29 protein-coding genes are annotated in these 26,840 nt (G+C 70.7%); 15 read left to right on the top strand and 14 right to left on the bottom strand.

Annotated elements, in window-relative coordinates; translation table 11 throughout:
• The first annotated feature begins 7 nt into the window (after positions 1-7).
• The 5 genes from ABEA10_RS38310 to ABEA10_RS38330 are packed head-to-tail and all read left to right on the top strand — an operon-like array spanning position 8 to position 4,255.
• Entirely contained in the window at positions 8-1,444 is a 1,437-nt protein-coding gene (locus ABEA10_RS38310) for an NAD-dependent succinate-semialdehyde dehydrogenase (protein ID WP_345472494.1), read from the top strand.
• Entirely contained in the window at positions 1,441-1,641 is a 201-nt protein-coding gene (locus ABEA10_RS38315) for a ferredoxin (protein ID WP_345472496.1), read from the top strand. Before ABEA10_RS38310 ends, ABEA10_RS38315 begins: the two co-directional genes overlap by 4 nt.
• A gap of 3 nt (positions 1,642-1,644) precedes the next feature.
• Positions 1,645-2,823 carry an NAD(P)/FAD-dependent oxidoreductase gene (locus ABEA10_RS38320; protein ID WP_345472498.1) on the top strand — a complete coding sequence of 393 codons (1,179 nt, stop codon included), beginning with the start codon at positions 1,645-1,647 and terminating at the stop codon, positions 2,821-2,823.
• A complete protein-coding gene (locus ABEA10_RS38325) occupies positions 2,820-3,572 on the top strand; it encodes a CoA transferase subunit A (RefSeq protein ID WP_345472499.1) in 753 nt (250 codons plus the stop codon). Before ABEA10_RS38320 ends, ABEA10_RS38325 begins: the two co-directional genes overlap by 4 nt.
• A complete protein-coding gene (locus ABEA10_RS38330; protein WP_345472503.1) occupies positions 3,569-4,255 on the top strand; it encodes a CoA transferase subunit B in 687 nt (228 codons plus the stop codon). The genes ABEA10_RS38325 and ABEA10_RS38330 overlap by 4 nt, the downstream gene beginning before the upstream one ends.
• A gap of 8 nt (positions 4,256-4,263) precedes the next feature.
• Here ABEA10_RS38330 and ABEA10_RS38335 read toward each other — a convergent pair whose 3' ends face one another.
• From ABEA10_RS38335 to dnaE, 3 genes are all read right to left on the bottom strand, one after another.
• The gene (locus tag ABEA10_RS38335; protein WP_345472505.1) at positions 4,264-4,695 is read right to left on the bottom strand and encodes a DUF3291 domain-containing protein; all 432 of its coding nucleotides are present in this window, start codon (positions 4,693-4,695) and stop codon (positions 4,264-4,266) included.
• Positions 4,696-4,848: 153 nt separating this feature from the next.
• Positions 4,849-5,151 carry a DUF6300 family protein gene (locus ABEA10_RS38340; protein WP_345472507.1) on the bottom strand — a complete coding sequence of 101 codons (303 nt, stop codon included), beginning with the start codon at positions 5,149-5,151 and terminating at the stop codon, positions 4,849-4,851.
• Entirely contained in the window at positions 5,148-8,702 is a 3,555-nt protein-coding gene (gene dnaE, locus ABEA10_RS38345) for a DNA polymerase III subunit alpha (RefSeq protein ID WP_345472509.1), read from the bottom strand. Before dnaE ends, ABEA10_RS38340 begins: the two co-directional genes overlap by 4 nt.
• Positions 8,703-8,770: 68 nt before the next feature.
• Here dnaE and ABEA10_RS38350 point away from each other — a divergent pair, with 68 nt between their 5' ends.
• Entirely contained in the window at positions 8,771-9,772 is a 1,002-nt protein-coding gene (locus ABEA10_RS38350; protein WP_345472510.1) for a LysR family transcriptional regulator, read from the top strand.
• 95 nt (positions 9,773-9,867) lie between these two features.
• On the opposite strand, the gene ABEA10_RS38355 is transcribed toward ABEA10_RS38350, so the two are convergent.
• Entirely contained in the window at positions 9,868-10,764 is an 897-nt protein-coding gene (locus ABEA10_RS38355; protein ID WP_345472512.1) for a helix-turn-helix transcriptional regulator, read from the bottom strand.
• 130 nt (positions 10,765-10,894) lie between these two features.
• Between ABEA10_RS38355 and ABEA10_RS38360 the strand changes: the two genes are divergently transcribed.
• Positions 10,895-11,845 carry an NADP-dependent oxidoreductase gene (locus ABEA10_RS38360; RefSeq protein ID WP_345472514.1) on the top strand — a complete coding sequence of 317 codons (951 nt, stop codon included), beginning with the start codon at positions 10,895-10,897 and terminating at the stop codon, positions 11,843-11,845.
• Positions 11,846-12,070: 225 nt separating this feature from the next.
• On the opposite strand, the gene ABEA10_RS38365 is transcribed toward ABEA10_RS38360, so the two are convergent.
• The 7 genes from ABEA10_RS38365 to ABEA10_RS38395 are packed head-to-tail and all read right to left on the bottom strand — an operon-like array spanning position 12,071 to position 17,985.
• Entirely contained in the window at positions 12,071-12,280 is a 210-nt protein-coding gene (locus ABEA10_RS38365; RefSeq protein ID WP_345472516.1) for a hypothetical protein, read from the bottom strand.
• On the bottom strand, positions 12,258-12,863 hold the full coding sequence (locus ABEA10_RS38370; RefSeq protein ID WP_345472518.1) for a DUF5947 family protein: 606 nt from the start codon (positions 12,861-12,863) through the stop codon (positions 12,258-12,260). The genes ABEA10_RS38365 and ABEA10_RS38370 overlap by 23 nt, the downstream gene beginning before the upstream one ends.
• Complete coding sequence (locus tag ABEA10_RS38375; RefSeq protein ID WP_345472520.1) at positions 12,860-13,432, bottom strand: NifU family protein; 573 nt, start codon at positions 13,430-13,432, stop codon at positions 12,860-12,862. Before ABEA10_RS38375 ends, ABEA10_RS38370 begins: the two co-directional genes overlap by 4 nt.
• Positions 13,425-15,218, bottom strand: coding sequence for a nickel-dependent hydrogenase large subunit (locus tag ABEA10_RS38380; RefSeq protein WP_345472522.1), 1,794 nt, complete (start codon positions 15,216-15,218; stop codon positions 13,425-13,427). The genes ABEA10_RS38375 and ABEA10_RS38380 overlap by 8 nt, the downstream gene beginning before the upstream one ends.
• A 33-nt stretch (positions 15,219-15,251) precedes the next feature.
• Positions 15,252-16,340 (bottom strand): NADH-quinone oxidoreductase subunit B family protein, encoded by a 1,089-nt coding sequence (locus tag ABEA10_RS38385; RefSeq protein WP_345472524.1) that lies wholly within the window; start codon positions 16,338-16,340, stop codon positions 15,252-15,254.
• The gene (locus ABEA10_RS38390; RefSeq protein ID WP_345472526.1) at positions 16,337-16,894 is read right to left on the bottom strand and encodes a hemerythrin domain-containing protein; all 558 of its coding nucleotides are present in this window, start codon (positions 16,892-16,894) and stop codon (positions 16,337-16,339) included. Before ABEA10_RS38390 ends, ABEA10_RS38385 begins: the two co-directional genes overlap by 4 nt.
• Positions 16,891-17,985: a hypothetical protein gene (locus ABEA10_RS38395; RefSeq protein ID WP_345472528.1), complete on the bottom strand. Its 1,095-nt coding sequence runs from the start codon at positions 17,983-17,985 to the stop codon at positions 16,891-16,893. The genes ABEA10_RS38390 and ABEA10_RS38395 overlap by 4 nt, the downstream gene beginning before the upstream one ends.
• Before the next feature lie 204 nt (positions 17,986-18,189).
• Here ABEA10_RS38395 and ABEA10_RS38400 point away from each other — a divergent pair, with 204 nt between their 5' ends.
• Genes ABEA10_RS38400 through ABEA10_RS38430 form a run of 7 tightly spaced genes read left to right on the top strand, consistent with a single transcriptional unit; the run spans position 18,190 to position 23,960 of the window.
• A complete protein-coding gene (locus ABEA10_RS38400) occupies positions 18,190-18,642 on the top strand; it encodes a hypothetical protein (RefSeq protein WP_345472529.1) in 453 nt (150 codons plus the stop codon).
• Positions 18,642-19,079 carry a helix-turn-helix transcriptional regulator gene (locus tag ABEA10_RS38405; RefSeq protein ID WP_345472844.1) on the top strand — a complete coding sequence of 146 codons (438 nt, stop codon included), beginning with the start codon at positions 18,642-18,644 and terminating at the stop codon, positions 19,077-19,079. Before ABEA10_RS38400 ends, ABEA10_RS38405 begins: the two co-directional genes overlap by 1 nt.
• Positions 19,080-19,101: 22 nt before the next feature.
• Positions 19,102-20,706 carry a cytochrome bc1 complex cytochrome b subunit gene (qcrB, locus tag ABEA10_RS38410; protein WP_345472531.1) on the top strand — a complete coding sequence of 535 codons (1,605 nt, stop codon included), beginning with the start codon at positions 19,102-19,104 and terminating at the stop codon, positions 20,704-20,706.
• The gene (locus tag ABEA10_RS38415; protein WP_345472532.1) at positions 20,703-21,356 is read left to right on the top strand and encodes a cytochrome c oxidase subunit II; all 654 of its coding nucleotides are present in this window, start codon (positions 20,703-20,705) and stop codon (positions 21,354-21,356) included. The genes qcrB and ABEA10_RS38415 overlap by 4 nt, the downstream gene beginning before the upstream one ends.
• Positions 21,353-22,969, top strand: coding sequence for a cytochrome c oxidase subunit I (locus ABEA10_RS38420; protein ID WP_345472533.1), 1,617 nt, complete (start codon positions 21,353-21,355; stop codon positions 22,967-22,969). Before ABEA10_RS38415 ends, ABEA10_RS38420 begins: the two co-directional genes overlap by 4 nt.
• Positions 22,966-23,487 (top strand): hypothetical protein, encoded by a 522-nt coding sequence (locus ABEA10_RS38425; RefSeq protein ID WP_345472535.1) that lies wholly within the window; start codon positions 22,966-22,968, stop codon positions 23,485-23,487. Before ABEA10_RS38420 ends, ABEA10_RS38425 begins: the two co-directional genes overlap by 4 nt.
• Positions 23,484-23,960 carry a hypothetical protein gene (locus tag ABEA10_RS38430; protein WP_345472537.1) on the top strand — a complete coding sequence of 159 codons (477 nt, stop codon included), beginning with the start codon at positions 23,484-23,486 and terminating at the stop codon, positions 23,958-23,960. The genes ABEA10_RS38425 and ABEA10_RS38430 overlap by 4 nt, the downstream gene beginning before the upstream one ends.
• A gap of 32 nt (positions 23,961-23,992) precedes the next feature.
• On the opposite strand, the gene ABEA10_RS38435 is transcribed toward ABEA10_RS38430, so the two are convergent.
• Complete coding sequence (locus ABEA10_RS38435; protein ID WP_345472539.1) at positions 23,993-24,430, bottom strand: NUDIX hydrolase; 438 nt, start codon at positions 24,428-24,430, stop codon at positions 23,993-23,995.
• A gap of 19 nt (positions 24,431-24,449) precedes the next feature.
• Positions 24,450-25,067, bottom strand: coding sequence for a dTMP kinase (tmk, locus tag ABEA10_RS38440; protein ID WP_345472541.1), 618 nt, complete (start codon positions 25,065-25,067; stop codon positions 24,450-24,452).
• A gap of 20 nt (positions 25,068-25,087) precedes the next feature.
• Here tmk and ABEA10_RS38445 point away from each other — a divergent pair, with 20 nt between their 5' ends.
• Positions 25,088-25,258, top strand: a complete 171-nt coding sequence (locus tag ABEA10_RS38445) for a hypothetical protein (protein ID WP_345472543.1) — start codon at positions 25,088-25,090, stop codon at positions 25,256-25,258.
• 56 nt (positions 25,259-25,314) lie between these two features.
• Here ABEA10_RS38445 and ABEA10_RS38450 read toward each other — a convergent pair whose 3' ends face one another.
• Positions 25,315-26,835 (bottom strand): FAD-dependent oxidoreductase, encoded by a 1,521-nt coding sequence (locus ABEA10_RS38450; protein WP_345472545.1) that lies wholly within the window; start codon positions 26,833-26,835, stop codon positions 25,315-25,317.
• Between the last annotated feature and the right edge of the window lie 5 nt (positions 26,836-26,840).

Consider the following 26,840-nt stretch of genomic DNA (forward strand, 5'->3'; position numbering starts at 1 on the left):
ACTGACCGTGAAGCTGTTCACCGGCTCCTACATCGGCGGACGCCGGCGCCCGTCGGGCGACGGGTCCACCGTCCGGGTGGACGATCCCGCGACCGGCGAGACCATCGCGGAGATCGCCTCCGCCACCGCCGACGACTGCCTCGAAGCGGTCGAGGCCGCCGCCGGGGCGCTGCCGGGCTGGCGCGCCACACCGCCCCGGGCCCGCGCCGAGGTGCTGCGCGGCGCGTTCGAACTGATGGTCCGCGAACGCGACCAGATCGCCGAACTGATCGTCCGCGAGAACGGCAAGGTGTGGGCGGACGCGCTGTCCGAGGCGGACTACGCGGCCGAGTTCTTCCGCTGGTTCTCCGAGGAGGCCGTACGCGTCGGCGGCGACTTCCGCACCGCGCCGAACGGCGACAAGCGCATCCTGGTCACGCACCAGGCCATGGGCGTGAGCGTGCTGATCACCCCGTGGAACTTCCCGGCCGCGATGGCCACCCGCAAGATCGGCCCGGCCCTCGCCGCGGGGTGCACGGTCGTGCTCAAGCCGGCCGCCGAGACGCCCCTTACCGCGCTCTACCTCGCCGACCTGCTCGAACGCGCGGGAGTCCCGCCCGGCGTCGTGAACGTCGTGGTGCCGGACCCGCCCGCCGCCGCCGTACGGGCCATGCTGCGCCACCCGGCGGTGCGCAAGCTCTCCTTCACCGGCTCCACCGAGGTCGGCCGGGTGCTCCTGCGCGAGGCGGCGGACCAGGTGCTGAGCTGCTCGATGGAGCTCGGCGGCAACGCGCCGTTCATCGTCTTCGAGGACGCCGACGTCGAGGCCGCGGTCGCGGGCGCGATGGTCGCCAAGATGCGCAACGGGGGCGCCGCCTGCACCGCCGCCAACCGGTTCTACGTCGCCGAGGCGGTGCACGAGGAGTTCGTGAGCGCGTTCGCCGCCGCGATGGACGCCCTCACGCTCGGGCCCGGCACCGACCCGGGCAACACGCTCGGCTCCCTGGTGTCGGTCGCCGAACGCGACAAGGTCGCCGCGCGGGTCGTCCGCGCCGTCGAGCAGGGCGCCACGGTCCGCGTCGGCGGCACCGTCCCGCCCGGGCCCGGCGCCTTCTACCCCGCCACCGTGCTGTCGGGCGTACGGCACGGCGACGACGTCGCGGCGTCGGAGATCTTCGGCCCGGTCGCTCCCGTCATCGCCTTCGGCCCGCAGGACGACCCCGTCGCGTGGGCCAACGACACCGAGCTCGGGCTCATCTCCTACGTCTACACCGGGGACCTCGCGCGGGGCATCGCCGTGGCCGAACGCCTGGAGTCGGGCATGGTCGCGCTCAACCGCGGCGTGGCCTCCGACCCGGCCGCGCCCTTCGGGGGAGCCAAGCAGAGCGGCCTGGGACGCGAGGGCGCCGCCGAGGGCATTCGGGAGTTCCTGGAGGAGAAGTACATCGCCCTGGACCTGGCATGAAAGGCACGACAATGAAGATCACCGTGGATCCGGCCCGCTGCCAGGGCTACGCCAACTGCGTCGCCGCGGCACCGGACGCCTTCGACATCGACGACGTCACCGGCAAGGCCGTGCTTCTCCGTACGGAGGGCGACCCCGGCGAGATCCGCGAGGCGGCGCGTTCCTGCCCGGTCGCCGCGATCAGCGTGGAGGGCTGATCCGTGCCGGGCGTGATCATCGTGGGCGCCTCGGTGGCCGGGGTGAGCGTGGCCGAGAGCCTGCGCGAGCACGGCTACTCCGGCCCGATCCGGCTGTTCGGCGCCGAGAGCCGGCTGCCCTACGACCGGCCGCCGCTGTCCAAGGCGCTGCTCCGGGCGGACGCGCCGGACGATCCACCGCCGCTGCGCCCGCGATCGTGGTACGACGAGGCCGGCGTTGAGCTGTCTCTGGGCCGCCGCGCCACCGGCCTCGTCACCGGCCCGCACGGCGTGGTGCTCGACGAGGACGACCTCGCCACCGGGGACCACCTGGTGATCGCCACCGGGGCGCGGGCCCGGCGCCTGCCGGGCGTCGACGGTCCCCGCGTCCACTACCTGCGCGACCACGACGACGCCGGCCGGCTCCGGACGGCGCTGGCCGACCCCGGCAGGCTGGTGGTGCTCGGCGCCGGCTTCATCGGGCTGGAGGTGGCCGCCGCGGCGGTCGACCGCGGCTGGAACGTCACCGTGCTGGAGCGCGAGCCGGGCCCGCTGACACGCGTGCTCGGCCCGCGGGCCGGCGCGCTGTGCGTCCGGCCTCACCTGGCGCGCGGCACCGACCTGCGGTTCGGCGCGGCCGTGGCCGAGACGTGCCCGGAGGGGGTCCGGCTGGAGGACGGCTCGGTGGTCCCGGCGGACCTCGTGGTCGTCGGCGCCGGAGCCGTGCCGAACGCCGGCTGGCTCTCCGGCAGCGGCGTCGAGGTGAGCGACGGAGTGGTCTGCGACGCCCACGGCCGTACGTCCGTGCCCGGCGTCTGGGCGGTCGGCGACGTCGCCCGCTGGCGCAACGAGCTGACCGGCCGGCACCAGCGCGTCGAGCAGTGGACCAGCGCGCGCGACCAGGCGGCCCTGGTCGCCCGGGCCATCGCGACCGGCGACAGCCGGGGCTGGGCCACCCCGCCCTACTTCTGGTCCGACCTGTTCGAGCACAAGGTCCAGTTCTGCGGGCACGCCGCGCCGGACTCCACCGTGTGGACGGCCCAGAACGGGAACCGCGCGCTGGCGCTGTTCGGCCGCGCCGAGCGGCTGGAGGCCGTGCTCACCGTCGACGCTCCGCGCCTGCTGGGCCTCGGCCGCCGCCGGCTGGCCGAGCGCGGCGGCTGGGACGAGGCCGTCGCGTGGGCGAAGGAGGCGATGGCGTGAGCGTCGTAACCGTCCGCACGGCCGAGGAGAGCGTCGCGGACATCGCCGACGGCGCCTCACTCGCCGTCGGTGGCTTCGGCCTGTGCGGTGTTCCCGGCGTGCTCTTGGAGGCGCTGCTGGCGCACGGGGCGAGCGGCCTGTCCGTGGTGTCCAACAACTGCGGCGTGGACGGCGCGGGCCTCGGGCCGCTGCTCGCCGCCGGCCGGATCTCCCGCGCGATCAGCTCGTACGTGGGGGAGAACAAGGAGTTCGAGCGGCAGTACCTCGGCGGCGAGATCGAGCTCGAACTGACCCCGCAGGGGACGCTCGCCGAACGGCTGCGGGCCGGCGGCACCGGCATCCCGGCCTTCTACACCCCGGCGGGCGTCGGCACGCAGGTCGCCGACGGCGGGCTGCCCTGGCGGTACGACGCGGCGGGCGACGTCCAGGTGGCCTCGCCCGCCAAGGAGACGCGCGTCTTCGACGGCCGGAGTTACGTTCTGGAAGAGGCGATCACCTGCGACTACGCGCTGGTGCACGCCGCGGTCGCCGACCGCCACGGCAACCTGCGGTTCGCCGCGACGGCGCGCAACTTCAACCCGCTGTGCGCGATGGCGGGGCGGGTCACCGTCGTCGAGGCCGAACACGTCGTCGACGCCCTCGACCCGGCCGACGTCCACCTGCCCGGCGTCTTCGTCGACCGCGTCGTCCCGCTGTCCCCGGCCCAGGCGGCCGACAAGCGAATCGAGAAGCGGACGGTGCGCCGATGACCGGGTGGACCAGGGACCAGATGGCGGCGCGCGCCGCCGCCGAGCTGCGCGACGGCGACTACGTCAACCTCGGCATCGGGCTGCCCACCCGGGTGCCCGACCACCTCCCGCCCGGCGTCCGGGTCACGCTCCAGTCGGAGAACGGCCTGCTCGGCCTCGGGCCGTACCCGGCCGAGGACGAGGTCGACCCGGACCTGATCAACGCGGGCAAGGAGACGGTCACGGTCGTGCCGGGCGCGTCGTTCTTCGACTCGGCGCTGTCCTTCGGGATGATCCGCGGCGGCCACATCGACGTGGCCGTCCTCGGCGGCATGCAGGTATCGGCCCGCGGCGACCTGGCCAACTGGATGATCCCCGGTGCGATGGTCAAGGGCATGGGCGGCGCCATGGACCTGGTGCACGGCGCCCGCCGGGTCATCGTCGTGATGGAACACCGCGCCCGGTCGGGCGCCCCCAAGATCGTGGAGACCTGCACGCTCCCGCTCACCGGCGCGGCCTGCGTCGACCGGATCATCACCGACCTCGGCGTCATCGACGTGACTCCCGGCGGGCTCACTCTCGCCGAGTGCGCCCCCGGCGTCACGCCGGCGGCCGTCCGGGCCGCGACCGGCGCGGAGCTTCGGGTTCCGTCACCTCACGGCCCGGGGGCCGCGCGTTCCGTGGGGCGGGAAGGCGCGGCCTGAGCGCGCGGTCACCGTGCTCGGACCCGCTCGGGGGAGTCGGCGGCGTCGGCCCGTTCCTGGTCGGCGAGACGGCGGTGGGCCTCCTCCCAGGTGATCGGCAGTTGTCCCGCGGGGACCTCCCAGAAGGTGAAGACCGAGCCGCGCATGGTGGAGCGCAGCGCGGTCATGATGCCGCGGTGCGGTTCCGCGCGGGCGTAGGCGTAGAGCGCGTCGCGGTCGGCCCACGCGGACAGGGTGTAGAAGGTGCGTTTCCACGGCTGGGCGATGAGGGAGGCGCCCAGGGCGCCCGGCGCCGACCGCACCTGGCGCCAGGCGGACAGCGACTTCAGGAAGAACCGCGGGACGTCTCGGTAGGAACGGACCTCGAACCGCGAGGCCATGACGTACGCCTGCGTGTCCGGCGAGGGCGGGTTCGGAACCACCCAGGGAAGTGTCGGCACCAGGTCCTCCTCTTATTGGGGAGTGCCACTATCTAATAGTTGGATAGTAGCACTCACCAACGTTGCGGGTTCACCCGCCGGACGACCCGACGCGCATCGCCTTGGTCGGTTCGACCAGCTGGCGCTCTGCGAGGATCCGCCGGAGGCGTGAGGTCACAGCTCGCCGCGGTACCAGGCCTCGGCCTCGGCCCTCAGCGCGTTCTCGTCCGGCTTCGGCGGTCGCGCCTGCTCGATCCAGCGGAGCAGATCCGTCGCGAGCCGGGCGGCGTCCTCCGGACGTACGCGCTCATGGGCGGTGAAGTACCGGGTGAGGGGATCGTCCGCGTCGCAGTGAGCGCACAGGAGGACTTCGCCGATCCCCCGGACCCGGCCTCCGGACGCGTTCGTCCAGGTGTGGGGGAGGCGCAGGACCGCGAGAACCTCGCCGCGGCGGCAGCGAGGACACACGCCGATCATGACCCGCCGATCGCGTCGGCGCCGAGCAGCGCCTTGACGTCGCCGTAGAACGCCGGCTCCGGGATGATCTGGAACGGCAGGTCCACCAGCACGCTCTTCGTGCCGTGTCGGCGTACGCGCATGTGGACCGGCGCCCGGCCGGGGTGGGTGGCCAGGATGCGCCGGAACTCCTCGACGAGCCGTGCGTTCAGCCGGGTCTCCTCGACCGAGATGACCACGGGCGGCTCGGCGTCCGCCGCGGAGACGTCGAGGACGGTGATCTCTTCGCCGTAGACGCTCACCGTCTCGTCGCGCACGTTGATCCGGCCCCGTACGGAGATCACGCGGTCCTCGGCCAGCGCCTCGCCGTACAGGGTGTAAGTCTTGGGGAAGATCAGGCACTCCACCGCGGCGTCGTGGTCCTCGAGCGTGACGATCGCCCACCCGCTGCCCTGCTTGGTGACCTTGCGCTGCAGGCCCGAGACGATCCCGGCCACCCGTACGTGACCCTCCGTACGGCCGGAGGCCAGGAGCTCGGCGATCGTGGTGTCGCGGTGGGCCGCCAGGACGCGCTCGGCGCCGTCGAGGGGATGGGAGGAGACGTACAGGCCGAGCATCTCCCGCTCGAAGGCCAGGAGCGTGCTCTTGTCCCACTCCACGTCCGGGATCGCGACCGAGAACACACCGGCGGAGTCGTCGCCGGCGTCGTCGAGCGCGCCGAAGAGCGAGTCCTGGCCGCCGGCCTCGTTGCGCTTGACGTCGATGATCGCGTCTATCGCCTGCTCGTGGACCAGGACGAGGGCCTTGCGCCGGTGGCCGAGGCCGTCGAACGCGCCGGCCTTGGCCAGCGACTCGATCACGCGCTTGTTGCACACGGCCGGCGGGACCTTGGCCAGGAAGTCGTCGAAGGAGGTGTAGCCGCCCTTCGCGCGCCGGGCGCTCACGATCGCCTCGACGACGCCCGCGCCGACGTTGCGGACGGCACCGAGCCCGAAGCGGATGTCCTTCCCCACGGCGGCGAAGTTCAGCTCGCTCTCGTTGACGTCCGGCGGCAGCACCTTGATGCCGAGGCGGCGGCAGTCCGACAGGTAGACGGCCATCTTGTCCTTGTCGTCGCCGACCGAGGTGAGCAGCGCGGCGAGGTACTCGGCGGGGTGGTTCGCCTTGAGGTAGGCCGTCCAGTAGGAGACGACGCCGTACCCGGCGGTGTGCGACTTGTTGAAGCCGTACCCGGAGAACGGCACGAGCACGTCCCAGACGGCCTTGATCGCCTCGTCGGAGAAGCCCCGCTCCCTCATGCCGGCGGAGAACCTGCCCCACTCGGCGTCCAGCACCTCCTTTTTCTTCTTGCCCATCGCGCGGCGCAGCATGTCGGCGCCGCCGAGGGAGTACCCGGCGAGCCGCTGGGCGATCGCCATGACCTGCTCCTGGAAGACCACCAGGTGGTAGGTGTCGCCCAGGATCGGTTCGAGCACTTCCTCCAGCTCCGGGTGGATCGGCTCGACCTTCTGCCTCCCGGTCTTGCGGAGCGCGTAGTTGGTGTGGGCGTTCATCTCCATCGGCCCCGGCCGGTACAGGGCGTTGACCGCGGCGATGTCGGTGAACACCGTCGGCCGCATCAGCCGCAGCAGAACCCGCATCCCGCCGCTGTCGAGCTGGAACACCCCGAGCGTGTCGCCGCGCGCCAGCAGCTCGTAGGTCGTCGGGTCGTCGAGCGGCACCTCGCGGATGTCGATGTCGATGCCCTTGTTCGCCTTGACGTTGGCGATCGCGTCGCCGATGACGGTGAGGTTCCGCAGGCCGAGGAAGTCCATCTTGAGCAGGCCCATCTCCTCTGCCTGCGTGAACGGGAACCCGGTGATGACCGGACCGTCCTGCTTCGGCTTCACCAGCGGCAGCACGTCGACCAGCGGCGCGGACGACAGGATCACGCCCGCCGCGTGGATGCCGGTGCCGCGGGTCAGGCCCTCGACCCCCATGGCGGTGTCGACGACGCGTTTGACGTCGGGCTCCTCCTCGTACATCTTCCGCAGCTCGGCGGCCTCGCCGTGGCGGGGATGGCCCTCGTCCTGGATGGCGGACAGCGGGATCTCCTTGCCGCCGACCGCGGCCGGGAACGCCTTGGTGATCCGGTCGCCGAGCGCGTACGGGTAGCCCAGCACGCGGCAGGCGTCCTTCACGGCGGCCTTCGCCTTGATCGTGCCGAAGGTGACGATCTGGCACACCCGATCGTCGCCGTACTTGGCGGTGACGCAGTCGATCATCTCGTCGCGGCGGCGGTCGTCGAAGTCCAGGTCGACGTCGGGCATCGTCACGCGCTCGGGGTTGAGGAAGCGTTCGAAGATCAGCTTGTGTTCGATCGGGTCGAGCTCGGTGATGCCCGTGCAGTAGGCGACCATCGATCCGGTCGCGGACCCGCGGCCCGGGCCCAGACCGATGCCGTTCGCGCGGGCGTACCGGCAGATGTCGGCGACGACGAGGAAGTAGCCGGGGAAGCCCATGTCGTCGATCACGGACAGCTCGTAGTCGATGCGGTCCAGGGTCTCCTGCGGCGGCTCGCCCCCGTAACGGCGCCGCGCCCCCGCCAGGGTCTCCTTCCGCAGCCACGACGACTCGGTCTCGCCCTCGGGGACCGGGAACTTCGGCATCAGGTCCCGGTGGGCGAACACCTCGCCGTAGTCGCCGACGCGCTCGGCGATGAGGAGCGTGTTGTCGCACGCCCCGGGGACCTCCGCGTCCCAGAGCGCCCGCATCTCCTCGGCGGTCTTGATGAAGTAGCCACTCCCGGAGAAGCGGAACCGGTTCTGGTCGGCGAGGCGCTTGCCGGTGCCGATGCACAGGAGCGCGTCGTGCGCCTCGGCCTGGTCCTCGGTCACGTAGTGGGAGTCGTTGGTGGCCAGGGGCGGCAGGTCCAGTTCTCGCGCGAGCCGCAGCAGGTCGTCGCGGACCCGGCGTTCGATGGCGAGCCCGTGGTCCATCAGCTCCAGGAAGTAGTTCTCCTTGCCGAAGATGTCCCGGTACGTGGCGGCGGTCGCGACGGCCTCGTCGTACTGGCCGAGCCGGAGCCGGGTCTGCACCGCGCCGGAGGGGCAGCCGGTCGTGGCGATGATGCCCCGGCCGTGCTCGGCGAGCAGTTTGTCGTCCATCCGCGGGTACTTCTGCACGTGGCCTTCGAGCCAGGCGCGCGACTGGAGCCGGAACAGGTTCCGCAGGCCCTCGGCGTCCTGCGCCCACATCGTCATGTGCGTGTACAGGCCGCGCCCGGAGACGTCACCGCCCGCCCCGGTCTCGTCGTTGGACCGGCGCAGGGCGAGGTCGTCGCTGTAGTACACCGCCTCGCGGTGGTACCGGGAGGCCGGGGCGACGTAGCTCTCGATGCCGATGATCGGCTTGATCCCCGCCTTGGCCGCCGTCCGGTGGAACTCGTACGCGCCGTGCACGTTGCCGTGGTCGCTCATCGCCACCGCCGGCATCCCCTGCCGGGCCACCTCGTCCATCAGTAGGCCGACCTTGGCGGCGCCGTCGAGCATGCTGTACTCGGTGTGCACGTGGAGATGCACGAAGGACCGCATCGGCGACCACGCCCTTCGGTTGTAGGCTCACTCGCGAACCCGAGCATTCGACCCGAGGGCTGGCGCAGTTGTCCAACAATCGACACGCCGATTCTTCACAACCATCGGTTGTTAAACGAGGCGGCGCGGACCTGGATCTGGCCGCGGTCCGCGCCTTCGTCACCGTCGCCGAGGACCGCTATTTCAGCGAGGCCGCGGCCCGGCTGGGGATCAGCCAGCAGGCCATCTCCAAGCGCGTCGCGAAGCTCGAGTCCGACCTCGGCGTCCGGCTGTTCGCACGCTCGCGCACGGGGGCGCAGCTCACCGAGACCGGCACCGCGTTCCTCCCGCACGCACGTTCCCTCGTCAACATCGCCGACCAGGCGCTGGAGATGCTGCACGGCCGTCGCCGCCGGGCGCTCCGGGTCGACGTACTGGACACCCGGCTGGCGTCCATCGACCTGATCCAGGCGTTCCACGAGACGGTCGAGGACGTGGACATCGAGATCGTCACCTCCAACGGGCTCAGGTCCGCCCGCAGCGCGCTCATCCGCGGATCCGTGGACGCGGCGTTCTGCCGGGCCACCGAGGTGCCGGAGGAGATCGTGCGCGTGCCGGCGTACCTGGAACCGCTGCATCTCCTCGTCGGCCGCGACCACCCGCTCGCCGGCCTGACGCGGGTGGAGATGGCGCGGCTGTCCGGCTCCACCGTGTGGATGCCCGGCAACGTCGCCGGAAGCGAGTGGGCCGAGTACTACGACCTCCTCGGCGCCGAGTTCGGCATACGGATCGACACCTCCGGGCCGGACTTCGGCTGGGAGCACTTCGTGGCGGAGGTCGCCTCCGGCCGAGGGGCGAGCTTCATCGGCGAGGGGACACGGGTCCCCTGGCACCCGGACGCCGTACGTGTGCCCGTCGTGGACCCCGTGCCCGTCTACCCGTTCTTGCTGCTCCACCACCGGCACGGCCAGCATCCGGCCCTGGGCCTGCTCGCCCGCCACGTCGCGGCGGAGTACCGGCCGCTGGACCTGCGGCGCCAGTGGCTTCCCGCCCCCGACCGCGCCGCCTTCGAGAGCCGTACGCCCGGCTAGGGCCGCAGAATGCCCAGGCCGGCCGTGGGTCAGTTGTTGTCCTTTGTCAGGTGCCGGGTCCGGTCCATGACACCAGCCGCGAGCAGGCCGTCATGTCACGGTTGTGGGGTGACCGCCGATGTCGTGTCCGATGCGTCGAGCAGGGTGGCCAGCAACCGGAGTCGCTCTTCGTCCGGGCCTCCCGCTTCGGCGGTGTAGGTGATGAGCACCGGGCCCGGAGCACCGGGCACCGGGTAGGCGTCCCAGTCGAGATTCAACTCGCCGACCATCGGGTGATTGACACGCATCCGGCCGCGGGTGACCGCTTCGACGTCGTGGCGTGCCCACAGTGTCGCGAACTCGTCACTGCGGACGGCGAGTTCGCCGACGAGTGCCACGCCGCGCGGGTGCCCCGGGTCGGCGGCGATCTGGGCCCTCAGCATCCCGATCAGTTCGGCGACCGTGGCCGCCCGGTCCGGGCACTCCTGGTCGGCTTCGGGGTGCAACAGCAGCATGAGCAGGTTCCGCTCGGCCTGCGGAAGCCGGGTGAAGTCGCCCAGCAGAACACCGGCCAGCGGGTTCCACGCCAGGATGTCGAGGAAACGGCCAACGACCATCGTGGGCGTGGTCATGGTGCGCAGCAGCCGCAGCGTGGTGGGCGGTACCTCCTCCGGCGCGCGGTCGCGTGGGCCGCGGGCGGGGGGCGTGCGTGCGGCGGCGGCGAGGCTGTGCAGGTGCCGGGACTCCTCTGCGGAGAAGTTGAGGGCACGTGCGAGAGCGTCCAGGACCTGTTCGGAGGGCCGGACATCGCGCCCCTGCTCCATGCGCTGGTAGTAGTCCGGGCTGACCCCGGCCAGCAGGGCCAGTTCCTCCCGCCGCAGCCCGGTGACGCGCCGTCTCGGTCCGGGTTCCAGGCCGACATCCTGTGGCAGCAGCCGAGTCCGGCGGGCTCGCAGGAACTCGGCGAGTTCACGTCGGGGATCGTCACTCAGGACGAGCGGGTCATCGGTCACGGCGTCAGTATGCCGCGAGCTCGCCTCGTGAGGGTGGGTCTGCCAGACCCAGGAAAAGGGGAACGACCGTGAATCCCCGCGCGGGGTCCAGCATCGGATCAACACAGCCGGCCACGGAAAGGACAACGACATGAAGGCCGTTCAGGTCATGAGCTACGGTGCGGCGGACGTCCTGCGGATCAACGAGGTCACCCGTCCCGCTCCCGGTACGGGCGAGGTACTGGTGTCGGTCGAGGCGTCCAGCGTGAACGGACACGACGTGATCGTCCGCGCGGGAGGGTTGAAGATGGTCTCGGGACGCCGATTCCCGATCGGTGTGGGGCTGGACTTCGCAGGCGTCGTCGCCGCGACCGGTGCCGGCGTCGAGGGCTACCAGGTCGGGGACCGGGTGTGGGGCACGGTGCATCCCCGGCAGCGGCACACCACCGGCGGGGCGGCCGAATACGTCGTGGTGCCCGCGGACCGCATCGCGCACGCGCCGGCGGACGTCTCGCCGGTCGAAGCGGCGTCTCTGGTCGTCGCGGGCGCCACTGCGCTGATCGCGCTGCGCGACAACGCGCACCTCGCCTCCGGGGAACGGATTCTGGTCCGGGGCGCGGCCGGCGGTGTCGGCACGGCCGCGGTGCAACTGGCACACGCGATGGGCGCTCACGTCACCGCCCTGGCCCGCGACCGCCACGCCCGGCTCCTCACCGGCCTCGGCGCCGACGAGGTCTTCGACTACGGCTCCACCACCTCGGACCAGATCGGCCCCTTCGACGTCATCTTCGACACCGTCGGCACGGAACTGAACTGCTACCGAAGCCGGCTGGCCAAGGGAGGCCGCATGGTCACCGTCGCACTGTCCGCATCCGCCCTGGCCGCGATCGCCGCCTCGAGCGTGTACGGTTCTCGCCGCATCCGCACGTTCAGCGCCAACCCCGACACCGCCGTGCTCCGCGATCTGGCCGACCGTGTCGCTTCGGGTGCGCTGCGCCCGCTGGTCGACGGCGTGTATCCGCTCGCGGAGGCGGCCGCGGCGCACCAGGCGTTCGAACGGGGCGGCGTGGTGGGCAAGCAAGTGATCCAGGTGGCCGCATAGCCCCGTCGCTGTCGTGGACATGGTGCCGGCGGTGGTACGACGGTGGCCCGGAGGGATCGTCCTCCGGGCCACCGTCCGACGCGTTCAGCCGGGGCGTACTCACATACGCCAGATCTTTATCTCGCGCCTGAGCGCGGGGAATTCGCGGATCGCCATGCCGATGACGCCGGCGACGGCGGCTCCGATCAGCAGTTTCTTGACCATGGACGCTCCCGAAGAGTCGTGTCAGCCCGGCGGCAGGTTGGGCATGATCTTGAGAATCGCGTTGTGCTTTCTGGGCCTGATGCCCGTGGAACGGCGCGCGTCGGCGGTGCCGTCGTCGTGATGGCCGACCTGCCGGCTGTTGGAGCGTTTCGCGTTGCCCTCGCGCGTGCCCTTCACGTGGGCCGGGGCGTCGGGCCTGGTGTGCGGTTTACCGGTTCGTATCTGTCCCATGGCACCTCCTCAGGTCATCGAAGAACCGCTCGATCTCAGGCCATACCCGGTCACCACCGAACATCCCCGTCCAGTGGCGGCGTACGACCGCGATCAGCCGGTAACAGTCCTCGATGGGGACCAGCCACGCCTCGGAGCGCCCGCGTGCGGTGTTGACGAGCAGCGCCTCCACCTCGGTGCGCAGGTCCGCCAGAGCGGGGCAGAGGCGGACGGCCGACTCCCAGGCCCGTGGCTCGATGGTCCACCGGGTCGCCCCCGCCGGGCTGGGGTAGTGGGCGACCACCTGACCGTCGGCCTGCCGGACGAAGAACGCCAGGCCGACCGGTACGCCCAGGCGCGCCGGTGGCAGGCCGCTGACCGGGACCCGGCGATCGGGCACGAGCCGGTAGTGGCCCTCGCCGGCCTCCTCCCGCTGGAACAGCACCGAACAGGCGTAACAGGCGCACAGTGGCCGCCGGTCGCGTACGTCGAGCAGGTGCCGGTGGTCCTCGGCCAGCGGGGTGCCGCAGAGGTCGCACGGCCGCCGGCGGGACCGGTCGGCGGCAGTGCGGCGGATCAGGCGAGGCAGCGCGCCCGCGATCATCTCGGATCACCGTTGACGCGCGACGTCGGTCCGCGCAGCAGCGACTCCACCGGGATGAGCGTGGGAGGCCTCGTGCTCCCGGACGCGTTCACGGTCTCAACCCGCAGCTCGGGTGCCGCGCCGAGGACGGCGTCCCTGATCATCTGCCCGATCGCCGCGGACGTGGAGCCGCAGCCGGCGGCGGACCACCGCACCCGGGCGACCTCGTCCTTCACCTCGATCAGTTCGACGTCGCCGCCGTGGGAGCGCAGTCGCGGCCCGATCTCCTCGAGGGCGCGCAGCACGCGCTCGCGCGCCGACTGCGGATGGAGGCCGTGCAGGGCCAGCAGGTGGTGCAGGAGCTCGTCGTCCACCAGCGACGGGACCAGATCGGGCGCGTCGTCGGCGGCCCGCGCGACGACGCGTGCGAGGGCGGTGCCGTACATCAGGGCCAGGCCCTCCATCGCCTGCGCGGCGAGTTCGGCGACCGGTCCGGTGGCCCGCTCCAGCCGGTCGAGCAGCGTTTCGAGCCGGCGGAGGAGATCTTCGACGTCCTTGTCCGGCAGGCCGCGGATCGGGCGGTCAGCCATGCGCCGCCCCGAAGGTCGGCGAGTGCAGCTTCTTCAGGACGTTGCCGCCGCCGAGATACATGTGCACGCCGCACGGCAGGCAGGGGTCGAAGCTGCGCACCGCGCGCATGATGTCGACGCCGACGAAGTCCTCCGGCCCGTTCTCCTCGAAGATCGGCATGTCCTGTACGGCGTCCTCGTACGGCCCGGGCACGCCGTTGACGTCGCGGGGGCTGGCGTTCCACGGGGTCGGCGGGTACGGGTGGTAGTTCGCGATCTTCTTGTCCTTGATGACGAGATGGTGGGACAGCACACCGCGTACGGCCTCGTGGAACCCGCAGCCGATGCCCTCGTCCGGCACCGTGAAGTCCTCGAACACCTTGGTGTCGCCGGCCCGTACGAGCCCCATGGCCCGCTCCAGGAAGTACAGCGACATGGCCGCCGAGTAGGCGATGAAGTAGGCGCGCGCCCGGTCCCGCTCGATGGCGTTGGACCACTGCGGGATCCTCCACTCCAGGGTCGTCTCGGGCAGCTTCTCGCTCTTGGGCAGGGTGATGCGGACGCTGGAGCCGGTCGCCTTCACGTACGGCGTGTCCACCAGCCCGGCCAGGGCGGTCACGTACAGGCGCGCGAACGGCCCGCCGCCGGTGTCGAGCGCGAGGAGTTCGCCGCTGCGCCGGTCCAGCCAGCGCGGGCTCATGACCCAGCTGTACTTGTCGTCGAAGTCGCGCTTCTGCGGCAGCGGGATCGTCGTCTGGTTCCAGGGATGGCGGATGTCGACCGGGTTCCCCAGCGGGTCGTGGGTGACGAACGGCTCCTCGTTCACCCAGTCCTCGTAGTAGGAGCTGCCGAGCAGGATGCGGATGCCGAGGTTGATGTCGACGAGGTCGGTGGTGACCAGCTCGCCGTCCACGACGACTCCCGGGGTGACCTGCATCGCCCGTCCCCAGTTGGTCATGTTCTCGTACCGGTAGTCGACGACGTCGGGGTTCTGCCAGGCGCCCCAGCAGCCGAGCAGCACACGGCGGCGCCCGACCTCCTCATAGCCCGGCAGCGCCTCGTAGAAGAAGTCGAAGACGTCATCGTTCATCGCGACGGCCTGTTTGACGAAGTCGAGGATCGACACCAGCCGGGTCAGGTAGTCGGTGAACGTGGTCGGCTCCGGCATGGTGCCGACTCCGCCGGGATAGACGGTCGAGGGGTGGACGTGCCGGCCCTCCATCTTGCAGAACATCTCACGGGTCGTCCGGCTGACCTGCAACGCCTGCTTGTAGACCGCGCCTTCGTACGGGTTGTAGGCCTCCATGATGTCGGCGATGGTGCGATAGCCGTGGATCTCGGCGTGGGGCGCCTCCGTCTGCCTCGCACGCTTGAGCACGCTCGGGTTGGTCTTCTTGACCATGGCCTCGCAGAAGTCGATGAAGACGAGGTTGTCCTGGAACAGCGTGTGGTCGAACATGTACTCCGCCGCCTCGCCCAGGTTCAGGATGTGCTCCCCGAGCGGCGGGGTCTTGATGCCGTACGCCATGTTCTGCGCGTAGACCGAGCAGGTCGTGTGGTTGTCGCCGCAGATGCCGCAGATCCGGCTGGTGATGAAGCCGGCGTCGCGCGGGTCCTTCCCCTTCATGAACACCGAGTAGCCGCGGAACAGCGACGATGTGGCATGACACTGGGCGACGCGCCGGTTGCTGAAGTCGATCTTCGTGTAGATGCCCAGGTTGCCGATGATGCGGGTGATCGGGTCCCAGGTCATCTCGACCAGTTGCTCGCCGTCCGCACCGGATCGCGACCGTTCGGTCATGGCCATCTCGAAAGCCCTCCTCGTTGTCCGGCCGGTCCGTCACGGACGCCAGCGCGGGTCATAACCACTGGTCAGCTCGGGTTCGTTGTGATGCCACTTGGGCTCGGTGTTCAGGGCGTGGTTGGTGAGGCCGCGCATCCGGCGGATGAGCGCGCCGTACGGCTTGGCGATCATGGAGGACAGCGACCCTCCCGGCGGTTCGTCCATGAAGGGCATGAACTTGTCCGGGAAGCCGGGCATCGTGCAGCCGATGCAGATGCCGCCCACGTTGGGGCAGCCGCCGATCCCGCCCATCCAGCCGCGTTTGGGCACGTCGCAGTTGACCACCGGTCCCCAGCACCCGACCTTCACCTGGCACTTGGGCGAGTTGTAGTCGTGGGCGAAGTCGGCCTGCTCGTAGTAGCCGGCCCGGTCACACCCCTCGTGCACGGTCTTGCCGAACAGCCACTGCGGGCGGAGCATCTGATCCAGCGGAGGCGGGGGCGCGTCACCGGCGGCGTGCTGGAGGACCCAGGTGAGGGTCTCCATGAAGTTGTCGGGCTGGATCGGGCATCCGGGCACGTTGACGATCGGGAGCCCGCCGGTGGACTTGAAGTCCCAGCCGAGGTAGTCGGCGAGTCCCATGCATCCGGTCGGGTTGCCGGCCATGGCGTGGATGCCGCCGTACGTCGCGCAGGTGCCCGCGGCGACCACCGCCCAGGCCTTGGGTGCCAGGTGGTCGATCCACCAGTTGAGCGTCAGCGGTTCGCCGGTGTCCGGGTCGTTGCCGAAGGAGGTCCAGTAACCGCCCCCGGAGATGATGTTCTGGTTGGGGATCGACCCTTCGATGACGAGGATGAAGGGCGCGAGCTCCCCCGCGGCCGCGGCGCGGAAGGGCGCGAGGAACGAGTCACCGCCCTGGGTGGGCGACAGCACCTTGTTGTGCAGGCTGACCTCGGGAAGGCCGGGGATGAGGCCGAGGACGACATCTTCGATCGGCGGTTGCGAGGCGGCGGTCATCGCGACGCTGTCGCCGTCGCAGCTCATCCCCTCGGAGATCCACAGGATGTCGATGTGCTCGAAGCCCTCTCCCTCCGGGCGGCTCGTCGGCTCGCGGGCGACGTCCTCGGTTCCGGCGTCGATGCTCATGTTCGCGGTCTCCCTCCCAGCCGGTCACGGATGCGGTCGTAGAACGCGGCGATCGGCGCCGCCAGGGCGAGCGCGGGCGGCCGGTTGGGGGCGCCGGGGTGCGGGCGCGTGGGCGCCGCGGACTTGGCCTGCCTCAGCCGCCGGCCGAGTGCGTCGAGTTCCGCCTGGTCGGCGGCGTCGCGCAGGGCCGGCAGGAGTTTGGTCTCCTCGTCGTGCACGTGGTGCTCGACCTCGCGCCGCAGCCGGGCGACGAGTTCGCTTTCGCGGTCGTCTCCGGCGGACAGCCGGTCCAGGGCGGCGAGAAGGTTCTTGACCTCCATGTGCTCGTCCAGGTGGTCGTCGACCTCGTCCGCCATCTCCGGCAGCAGCCGCCGGACGAGCGGGTAGACGGTCAGCTCCTCCAGCGCGGCGTGCTTGGACAACTCCCGGATCAGGATCTCCACGACCCCGCGCCGCTGCTCGTCCGACGCCGCGGACCGGTAGTCGCGGAAGAGCTGTTCGACCATCCGGTGGTCGTGTTCGAGCAGTTCGATCGCGTCCATCATCGTTTTCATCGGGACTCCTCGTTCGGGGATGCCGGGCCGAGCGAGCGGATGGCCCCGTGCAGGCGGGAGAAGATCTCCGGCGGCATCGTGTCGACGCGGTCGACGATCGCCGCGCCTCGCGGGTCGGTGGCGCGCGCCTCCCGCTTCTCCTCGTCGGTCAGTGTCAGCGTGCGCAGCGAGAGGATCTCGTCGATCTCGGCGGCGTCGTGCAGGTCGCCCGGGCTCTCCGGCGCGATCCGCGGGTGGTCGTACAGCAGGATCGGCGAGGACAGCAGGAGGTCGCGCGTGCCGGGTTCGCCCGCCAGCACGGGAAACGTGTGGACGTTCGCGCAGGCGCGCGCCTCGGCCTCCGCCCAGCCGGGTGGTTCGAGCAGCGAGACGAACGACGACTCTCCGGCCGCGAGCAGTGAGTGCGTCGCGATCAGCGAGCGGCGCAGGGCCTCCTCGCGCGGCGCGTCCGGAGGCGTCGTGTCATCGGTGTTCTCGACGCGCACGCACAGCCGGAACAGCGGAGCGGGCGTCGAACACCGGGTCGCCGAGACGATCAGCGACGCCCGTACGGGCCACCGGCGCGACAGCGCACGGCCCACCGGGCGGCCTTCGTCGTCGCCGAGCGTCTCGACGTCCTTACCGCCGGGGGCGTGCAGGTCGACTCTCTGCTCGTGGTCCAGGACGTCGGCGAGGCGGACGCACAGGTCGAAGTCGCGCGGCAGCGCCGCGTCGAAGCCCACCGCGAGTCCGGAGCCGGTGACCAGTTCGCCGGCGGGGCGGTGGCCGCCGTCCGGCAGGCGCTCCTCGATCGACCGGCCGACCAGTTGCAGGAAGCGGAGACGGCAGCGCACCACGGCCTCGCCCGGGCCTGGTTCCAGCAGGCACTCGGTGCGCTGCCACCAGCCCTCGGCCGAGCCCGCGACCCCGGTGTCCGCCGTGTCCCGCGCCTCCGCCCACGTCCGCGGGGTGAGCACGCCGAACTGCCAGCGGAACCGGTTCTTGGCCGACGAACGCCGGTACGGGTACAGCAGGTAGCCCTCGTACAGGACGGCGTCGGCCACCGCGAGGGCGCGGTCGAAGACGGCGGCGTCGACCGGATTCGCCTCCATCGTCCCCGTCCTCCCCATGACCGCGTCTCGGCTACTCCGGTCTAGCAAGCCGCGGCGGCGCGCCGTAAGTGACGGACGGCTAGGTGCGTGACGCACCTAGCGGTGAGTCTTCGCAGGTGGCAGCGGGTGCGACGGCGATCGGCCCGGGTATGAGTCAGGAACTGTGTCGCTTCCCGTACGAGGACTCGATGGCGGAGGTGGGCCGTGCCAGACGCAGCATCGACCGTCCGTGCCGGTGTGCGCGGGCTGATCGCCGCGATGGCCATGTCCGGCCTGCGGGACTTCACCGCCAACATCGGCCTGCTGGAGAAGAGCCCGCCCGAGGTCATCATCGAGCGGCACGCCCCGAAGAAGGTCAAGCGGCTCGCCACCGAGCACCGGTCGGCGATCATCGAGCTGGTGCACTGGGCCTACGGTGCGGCCGGCGGAGCGGCGTTCGGCCTGCTCCCGTGCCGGTTGCGGGCGAACCCGTACGTCGGCCCCCTGTACGGCCTGGTCGTGTGGCTGGGCTTCGAGCTCGGGATCGGCCCGCTCCTCGGCGTGCAGTACCGGGAGCAGAGGCGCCTGGCCCACCGTGCCATGCTCGCCATCGACCACATGATGTACGGCACTGTGGTCGCCGGACGGCTCGCGCCGGCGCCGGAGGTGCGGCCGTGATGGTCGCGCCCGAGCGGCCGGCGGACACCACGCCCGCGGGCGTTGGCGGGCTCGCCGACGCCTTCGCCGTGCGGGCGGGCGCCGAGCCCCGCAACTTCCTGCAGGGCTGCGTGCTGCTGCTCCTGCGGGAGCGGCCCGCGCACGGATACGAGCTGCTCGAACGGCTGAAGGCGTTCGGGATCGCGGACGGCGATTCGGGCAACCTCTACCGCAAGCTCCGGTCCCTCGAAGAACAGGGCATGGTCCGTTCGGAGTGGGAGACCTCCGAGACGGGGCCGAGGCGCCGCATGTACTACCTCACCGCGACGGGAGACGCCCGGCTCCGTCGCTGGGCCGACTCCCTCGCCGAGACCCGTCGCCTCCTGGACTACTACCTGGGCCGCCACGCTCTGGTCGCCGACTCATCGGCACCGGTCGCGTCCGGTCCGAGAACGTGACCGGGGACGGCGGACCAGGGACATGGGCGCAGACCGTACGGGCGGGGGCTCACGGGGAGGAGCGGTCGCCAAGAAGCTCGACGACCGTCTCAGCCTGGCCGGGATCCTGCGCGACGAGGTGAGGAAGGCGTTTCCCGAGCACTGGTCGTTCCAGCTGGGTGAGATCGCCCTGTACAGCTTCGCGATCCTGATCCTGACCGGCGTCTATCTGACCTTCTTCTTCCATCCCTCCGCCTCGGAGGTGACCTACCGCGGCTCCGTGCCGCTGCTCCGCGGCGTCCGGATGAGCCAGGCGTACGCCTCGACCGTGAACATCAGCTTCGACGTCCGCGGCGGTCTGCTGATCCGGCAGATCCACCACTGGGCGGCGAACCTCTTCCTCGCGGCGATCATGCTGCACCTGCTGCGGATCTTCTTCACCGGGGCGTTCCGCAAGCCCAGAGAGATCAACTGGCTGATCGGCACGGCGCTGTTCGCCCTGGCGATCCTGGAGGGGTTCGCCGGTTACTCGCTGCCCGACGACCTGTTGTCCGGGACGGGCCTGCGGATCGCGCAGGGCATCGTGCTGTCGATCCCGGTGGTGGGAACGTACCTGAGCTTCTTCATCTTCGGCGGTGAGTATCCGGGGGAGGACCTGATCCCCCGGCTGTTCACCGTGCACGTCCTGCTCGTCCCCGGGCTCCTGCTGGGCCTGATCACCGCGCACATGATCGTGCTGTGGCATCAGAAGCACACCCAGTGGCCCGGCGCGCGGCAGCGGGAGGCCAACGTCGTCGGCGACCCGTTGTTCCCCGGCTTCATGGGCTCGACCACGGCGTTCTTCTTCTTCATCTTCGCCGTGCTGGCGTTTCTGGGGACCGCCGCGCAGATCAATCCCATCTGGCTGTACGGCCCGTACCGCCCGTCGCTGGTGTCGTCCAACTCCCAGCCCGACTGGTACATCGGGTTCCTCGAGGGCGCGCTGCGCATCTGGCCGAACCTCACCACGACGGTCGCCGGCCACGACCTCATCTGGAACGTGTTCCTGCCCGGCGTCGGCGTCCCGGCCACCATGCTCGCGCTGATCGCCCTGTACCCGTTCTTCGAGCGATGGGCGACCCGCGACGCACGCTTCCACGACGTACTGGACCGCCCACGGAACGCCCCGACCCGTACGGCGGTCGGCGCCGCCGCGGTCACGGCGTACGGGGTGCTGTGGGCGGCCGGCGGCGACGACGTCTTCGCCGCGGTGTTCCAGCTCTCGATCGAGGACGTCGTCTGGTTCTTCCGGATCGGCTTCGTCCTCGGACCGGTGGTGGCGTTCGTCGTCACCCGGAGGGTGTGCCTGCGCCTGCAGCGCCGTGACCGCTGGAGGGCGGCGTACGGCGATCTCAGCGGAGTCATCGAACGCCTTCCCGGCGGCGCCTACCGGGAGCTCGAAGTGGACGTCGGCGCGGACGCGCGGGCGCGCCTGGCCACCCGGCCGGCCGAGCCCGAGCCGCTGCCCCGGCACCTGATCCCGCTGCCGACACCGAACCGGATCAGGGCCCAGGTCCGCGCCCGGATGAACCGTCTCTACCTGTCCGAGAAGAAGGAGATCGTCTCCGCGCAGGGCCGGCCACCGACCGACGAGGCGGAGACGCAGTGATCTACCGGCAGGTGTTCGGCGAGATCTTTCCCATGGAGACCGCGATCGCCGGAGCGGTCTTCGTCATCGTCCTGGCGACGGTGATCTACGCGGTGGTGCTCCGCCGGGCGCGGGCCGGCCGCTCCGCGTCCGGGCGCATCGAGCTGCCCAAGCTGGAGTTGGCGTACGCGGTGCTGCTCGCCGGGGTGGCGGCCTTCCTGGTGTACGCGACCGCGTCGGCCAACACCCGGCTGCACCGCGCGACCTCCGACCCCGCCCGTTCCGGAGACCCCGCCGAGAACGTGAAGGTGACGGCCTTCCAGTGGTGCTGGCGCTTCGACTACCTCGACCGCCGTACGTCGGTCGGCGGAAGCTGTGCGTCGAGCCGGCACTACCCGGTGCTGGTCGTGCCCACGGGACGACCGGTCCGGTTCCGGCTCACCTCCTCCGACGTCGAGCACTCCATGTGGGTGCCGGCGCTGAAGTTCAAGGTCGACGCCTTTCCCCACCACACCAACGCCTTCACCCTGCGGTTCGACGAGCCGGGCCAGTGGCTCGGGAGGTGCGCGGAGTTCTGCGGGAACCGGCATTCGTTCATGCACTTCTACCTGCGCGCCGTACGGCCGGACGAGTACCGCCGATGGCTTCAGCAGCACCCGGGGACTCCGTGAGCACGACGACGGAGGAGGCGGCGGCCACCGCGGGTGCGCGGGCGTGGCTGACGACGACCGACCACAAGCGGATCGCGATCCTGGTCGGCGGCACCGCACTCGTGATCTTCTTCGCGATGGGGATTCTCGCCCTCCTGATGCGCTACCAGCTGGCCTGGGCGCGGAACCACTTCCTCGCGGCGCACGAGTACAACGAGGTCTTCACCATCCACGGCTCGGGCATGATCTACCTGGTCGTCACCCCGTTCGCCCTGGCGATGGGGCTGTATCTGGTGCCGTTGCAGATCGGCGCGTCCACCGTGGCGGCACCGCGGCTGACGATGCTGGGCTACTGGCTCTACCTGTTCGGCGCGATCGCCATGCTGGGCGGGTTCGCGCTGGCGACCGGGGCGGCCGACACGGGCTGGACCGCGTACATGCCGCTGTCCAACAGCGTCTACAGCCCCGGATCCGGGCAGGACGTCTGGATCCTGGGGGTGTTCCTGTCGACCGTCGGAATGATCTTCATCGGCGCGACGGTGCTGTGGACGGTCATGTTCCTGCGGGCACCGGGCATGACCATGCTCCGGCTGCCGGTGTTCACCTGGGCGACGGTGGCCACCAACCTGATGATCGTCGGCGCGTTCCCGTCTCTGCTGGTCGCCCTCGGCCTCATGATCGCCGGCCGGATGGCGCCGTCGGCCGTCATCCACAACGTGTGGAACATCGGCTACCAGCACCTGTTCTGGTTCTACGCGCACCCCGTCGTGTACGTCATGTTCTTCCCGTTCGTCGGGGCCGTCGCCGAGGTGCTCTCCACCTTCTCCCGCCGCCCCTTCTTCGGCTACAAGCCGACCGTCGTGTCGCTCCTGGCCTTCGCCGGGCTGTCGATGAGCGTGTGGGGGCACCACATGTTCACCACCGGCCAGGTGGCCAACGACTACTACTCGCTGACGTCGATCGCCCTGCTCATCCCGGCGGGCCTGGAGTACTTCGGGATGGTGGGCACGATCGTCGGCGGAAGCCTGGTGTTCCGCGCCCCGATGCTGTTCGCGCTGGCCTTCATCCCGCAGTTCCTGATCGGCGGGCTGACCGGCATCATGGTCGGCACTCCCGTCGTGGACTACCACGTGCGCGGCAGCTACTTCCTGGTCGCGCACTTCCACTACACCCTCATGGCCGGCAGCTTCTTCGGCCTGTTCGCCGGCCTGTACTTCTGGTTCCCCAAGGTGACCGGCAGGCTGCTGAACGAGTGGCTGGGCCGGATCCACTTCGCCCTGCTGGTGGTGGGCACCAACCTGACCTTCCTGCCCATGTTCTGGCTCGGTCAGCACGGCATGCCCCGCCGCGTGAACACCTACGACCGCTCCGACGGCTTCGGGGCGCTCAACCTGGTGTCCAGCGTGGGAGCCGCGATCATGGCGGCGGCCATGCTGGTGTTCGTGGCGAACCTCGTCGTCACGCTCCGGCGTCCGGCCGCCGCCCCCGCCGACCCCTGGCAGGGCACCACGCTGGAGTGGGCGACCTCCTCGCCGCCACCGCCGGTGAACTTCACCGAGCCGCTGCCGCCGATCACCGGCTACGCGCCGCTGCTGGATCTGCGCCGCCGCGCCGCCTCCGAGAGAGTCACGTGAACCGGCCGGGTGTCCTCGTCGTACTCGGCTGGTCGGCCTTCAACGCTCTTCTCCTCGCCGTGCTGCTGGTGTACACCACGCTCGTCTACCACCTCGAAGACCTCATCGCGCTGATGGTGTACGCGGGCGGGCTCTCTCTCATCGTGGCCTTCGGCGTGTTCGGGCGGGGCGGCCGGAGACCTGAAGGCGTCCCGCCCCGGCACCATCGGGCGACCGGCAGCACGTCCGCGGCCATGGTCGGCGCCGCGGCGTTCCTGGCCGGGCTGGCGGCCATCTTCAGCCGGCTGCTCGCCCTGGCCGGCCTCGTCGCGCTGGCGCTGGCCCTGGTCTCGGCACGCGGCGAGAAGGCGGTCGTGGGCCCGCCACCCAGGCCCGTGCCCACGGGCCCGGAACCGTCCGGCCGCGGAAGGTCGCGGCGGACGCGCCGCGTCATCCGGCTCGTGACCGGTGCCGCGCTCGCCGTCGCGGCCACCCGGGCGATCGCGGCGGTACGCGAACGCCGCCGGAGCCGCCGATGAACGCCGAGGTCGTGCACATGGCGTTCGGCGGCGCGTGCACCTCGCTGCTGGCGCCGGGCCTGGTGTCACTGGGCCGCCGGATCCATCCCGCCTTGAACCCGGACCGGTTCGCGCTGCCCGCGGCGGCGATACTGCCTCTCTTCGTGCTGGGCCACGCCGCGGTCATGATCCTCATGGCGTCCTGCGAGCCGCCGCCCCTTCTCGACGTTTCCCTGCACGGATGCCTGCTGGCGATGGCGATCGGCTTCTGGCTGCCGGTCCTGGGGGAGCGGCACCGGCTGAGCGACCCGGGCCGTACGGTCTACCTCTTCCTCGCCGCCCCGACCCTGGACCTGCCAGGAGTGTGGGTCATCATCCACCGCCACGCGGCCGGCGGCCTCGCCATGATCGTCGCGATGCTGCCCATCGGCCTGTCCGCCGTGGTCGTCACCTGGCGCTGGATCAGCCGGGAAGACCGGTGCCCTTCTTCCTGACCGAGCGATCGCGGCGATCTACATCGCTCCGCTCACCAGCCGTGGGCGGTGTAGAGGCGGTTCTCCAAGTACAGACCGATTCCGGCGGCCGGGTAGGCGATGGTGTTGGAGGGGAGCACGGCGGGGTCGCACCACAGGAGCTTGCCGCACTTGTGCGGCTCGGCGTTGTACGGCTCCCCGTCCCAGCGGCCGGTGGCGAAGAACATGCCGACCCGGGCAAGGTCAGGCCGCTGACGGTGGTGTACCACGGCGGTCAGCCGTAGGTCGCTCGGATCGATACGGATACCGACCTCCTCACAGGCTTCGCGGGCGGCGCCGTGGGCGAGGGGTTCGCCTTCGTCGAGGTGGCCGCTGGGGAGATGGAGCATGCCGTCGCAATATCCGGTGCCCTGGCGCTCCAGCAGGAGGATCTCGTGTCCGCGTTCGAGGATGACGTGGACGTCGATGATCGACTGGTAGCGCTCGGGCATGCGTCCTCCAGATACGTGGTCACTGGTGCGTCTGTGACCGTAGCGTCTGAATGACAGTGAACAGTTGCTGGGCGAGGAAATTGGCATGGTGCCGGGTCGAGTCGAGCACCAATGTCTGAACTCCCTCGTCGGCGAGCATGGTGGCGATTTGTGTGAACCGTTCGGCTTCGGCGCGGGACAGTTGGGGATCGTCCTCGAATCGTCCGTGGGAGCCTCGGGCGGCCAGGCGCTGCTGGAGTACGTGCGGTTCGCAGGTCAGGATGACCGCGAGATCGGGCCGCCGCGCGTGCGTATTGATGTCGGCGACGAAACGCGCGCCGACACCGTCGAGAACCTGTAGTGCATAGGAGGACGGCATGTACCGGTCGCAGATGACCACTTTGCCTGCCTCCAGCGCTGGCTGGATCTCGGTTTCGAGATGGTGATATCGATCGGCGGCGACGAGGCAGGCGAGCGCGTGGCCGTGGAAAACGTCGGTGCGGGTGCGTGCGAGCTGTCCGGCGGGGCCGCGCGACGGCTCGGCGGTGGCGTGTACGGGGACGTCGGCGGTGTGAAGGTGTGCGGTGACGAGCGGTACGAGGGTGGATTTTCCGGCACCGCCCGGGCCGTCGATGGTGACGAAACAGCCTGCGCTCATGAAGTAGCCGCGTTTCGCTCGTGCTGGCGCCGGGAGAGTACGACGAGATGCCGACGGATCTCGGCTACGGTCGGTTCGCCGAACTGAAGGCCGACGGAGAAGTTGAACTCATCGCGCTGCCGCATGAACTCATCCACACCTGCGTGGGTGAGATCGGGATAAGTCCGAAAAAGAAAGTGAACGGGTCCTGATCACCGTGATGCTGGAATTCTGCCCATCGGCCTGTCCGTCGTGGTCGTCGCCTGGATCAGTCGGGGAGGTCGGTGACGGGGGGCAGGGGGCGGTTGGCGGGGCCGTTCAGCAGTGAGCCGTCGGCGGCGAAGCGGGAGCCGTGGCAGGGGCACTCCCACGTGCGTTCGGTCTCGTTGAACGCGACGACGCAGCCGCGGTGCGGGCAGGTGGCCGAGACGGCGGTCAGGTTCCCGTGCTCGTCCCGGTGGACGGCGCAGGGCCGTCCGCCGACGGTCAGGACCCGGCCTCCGCCCTTGGGCACGTCCTCGATCGAGCCGGTCCAGCCGGCGGCCCGGTCGCCCACGTAGTGGGCGGCGATGCCGGCGACGTTCTTGGCCGTCTTGGACGCCTCGTGCGCCGGGTGGACGCGGCTCGGGTCGTACAGGTCGGCCCACGGAGGCGTGCGCCCGGTCAGCAGGTCGGCGAGCAGCCGTCCGGTCATCACGCCGTGGCTCATGCCCGAGCGTGCGTAGCCGGTCGCGACGAAGACGTGGTCGGTTCCCGGGGCGCGGCCGATCCAGGGGAGCGTGTCGGTGGTCTCGGTGTCCTGGGCGGACCAGCGGTGGGTGATGTCGGTGGCGCCGAAGTGTCCTCCCGCCCAGTCGATGAGCCGCTCGTACCGTTCGGCGACGTGGCCGGCGCCGGGCGCGAACCCCTCGCCGGTGATGAGGAGCAGCCGTCGTCCGTCGGGCAGCGGGGCGGTGCGGACGGAACGGGTGCTGAGCTCCCGCGTGATGTACATCCCGCCCGGGTCCCGGTCGGCGGGGATCGGCGCGGCCACCACCAGCTCGCGTATGGCGCTGAGCCGGGTCGACAGCCGAAGCTGCTCGAACACCGGCGCCAGCGTGGCCACCACCACCTCGTTCGCCCGTACGACGGCGCCGTGCTCGGTGCGCAGCAGGCACGGCTCGCCCTCCTCGATGTCGGTGACGCGGGTGTTCTCGTGGATCCGTCCGCCGTTCGCGGTGATGGCCTCGGCCAGGCCGACCAGGTAGCGGCGCGGATGGAACTGGATCTGCTCCTCCACCCGCAGCGCGCCGGCCACCGCGAACGGCAGGTCCGTCTCGGTGACGAACGAGGCGTCCAGGCCGGCGTCCTTCACGGCGTCGGCCTCCGCCCGCAGCGCGTCGGCCTCGTCCTCCTCCCAGGTGAAGACGTAGGACGGGCGCCGCTCGATCTCACAGTCGATGCCCAGCTCGGACGCGGTGGCCTCGACGTGGTCGACGGCCTCCTGCTGCGACCGCGCGTACCGGCGCGCGGCCTCGGCGCCGAGCCGCTCACGGAGCGGCCGGTAGATCCACGGATGGGCGGCCGACAGCCGTCCGGTGGTGTGGCCGGTGACCGCCGCGGCGATCCGGCCGGCCTCGAACACCCGCACCGAGCGGCCGGCGCGCGTGAGTTCGAAGGCGGTGCAGATCCCGGCGATGCCGCCCCTGACCACCGCGACGTCGGTCTCGATGTCCTCGGCCGGCGACGGGTAGGAGGTGTCGGCACTCGATTCGATCCAGTACGAGGTTGCTGTACCCGGGAGCGTCATGCACC

The organism is Actinoallomurus oryzae, from assembly GCF_039541955.1.
Classification (GTDB): domain Bacteria; phylum Actinomycetota; class Actinomycetes; order Streptosporangiales; family Streptosporangiaceae; genus Actinoallomurus; species Actinoallomurus oryzae.

Coding starts and splice junctions, on each gene's coding strand:
- ABEA10_RS38315 (WP_345472496.1), top strand. CDS start 1,441: ATGAAAGGCACGACAATGAAGATCACCGTGGATCCGGCCCGCTGCCAG.
- ABEA10_RS38330 (WP_345472503.1), top strand. CDS start 3,569: ATGACCGGGTGGACCAGGGACCAGATGGCGGCGCGCGCCGCCGCCGAG.
- ABEA10_RS38340 (WP_345472507.1), bottom strand. CDS start 5,151: ATGATCGGCGTGTGTCCTCGCTGCCGCCGCGGCGAGGTTCTCGCGGTC.
- dnaE (WP_345472509.1), bottom strand. CDS start 8,702: ATGCGGTCCTTCGTGCATCTCCACGTGCACACCGAGTACAGCATGCTC.
- ABEA10_RS38360 (WP_345472514.1), top strand. CDS start 10,895: ATGAAGGCCGTTCAGGTCATGAGCTACGGTGCGGCGGACGTCCTGCGG.
- ABEA10_RS38365 (WP_345472516.1), bottom strand. CDS start 12,280: ATGGGACAGATACGAACCGGTAAACCGCACACCAGGCCCGACGCCCCG.
- ABEA10_RS38370 (WP_345472518.1), bottom strand. CDS start 12,863: ATGATCGCGGGCGCGCTGCCTCGCCTGATCCGCCGCACTGCCGCCGAC.
- ABEA10_RS38375 (WP_345472520.1), bottom strand. CDS start 13,432: ATGGCTGACCGCCCGATCCGCGGCCTGCCGGACAAGGACGTCGAAGAT.
- ABEA10_RS38380 (WP_345472522.1), bottom strand. CDS start 15,218: ATGGCCATGACCGAACGGTCGCGATCCGGTGCGGACGGCGAGCAACTG.
- ABEA10_RS38385 (WP_345472524.1), bottom strand. CDS start 16,340: ATGAGCATCGACGCCGGAACCGAGGACGTCGCCCGCGAGCCGACGAGC.
- ABEA10_RS38390 (WP_345472526.1), bottom strand. CDS start 16,894: ATGAAAACGATGATGGACGCGATCGAACTGCTCGAACACGACCACCGG.
- ABEA10_RS38395 (WP_345472528.1), bottom strand. CDS start 17,985: ATGGAGGCGAATCCGGTCGACGCCGCCGTCTTCGACCGCGCCCTCGCG.
- ABEA10_RS38405 (WP_345472844.1), top strand. CDS start 18,642: ATGGTCGCGCCCGAGCGGCCGGCGGACACCACGCCCGCGGGCGTTGGC.
- qcrB (WP_345472531.1), top strand. CDS start 19,102: ATGGGCGCAGACCGTACGGGCGGGGGCTCACGGGGAGGAGCGGTCGCC.
- ABEA10_RS38430 (WP_345472537.1), top strand. CDS start 23,484: ATGAACGCCGAGGTCGTGCACATGGCGTTCGGCGGCGCGTGCACCTCG.
- ABEA10_RS38435 (WP_345472539.1), bottom strand. CDS start 24,430: ATGCCCGAGCGCTACCAGTCGATCATCGACGTCCACGTCATCCTCGAA.
- tmk (WP_345472541.1), bottom strand. CDS start 25,067: ATGAGCGCAGGCTGTTTCGTCACCATCGACGGCCCGGGCGGTGCCGGA.
- ABEA10_RS38450 (WP_345472545.1), bottom strand. CDS start 26,835: ATGACGCTCCCGGGTACAGCAACCTCGTACTGGATCGAATCGAGTGCC.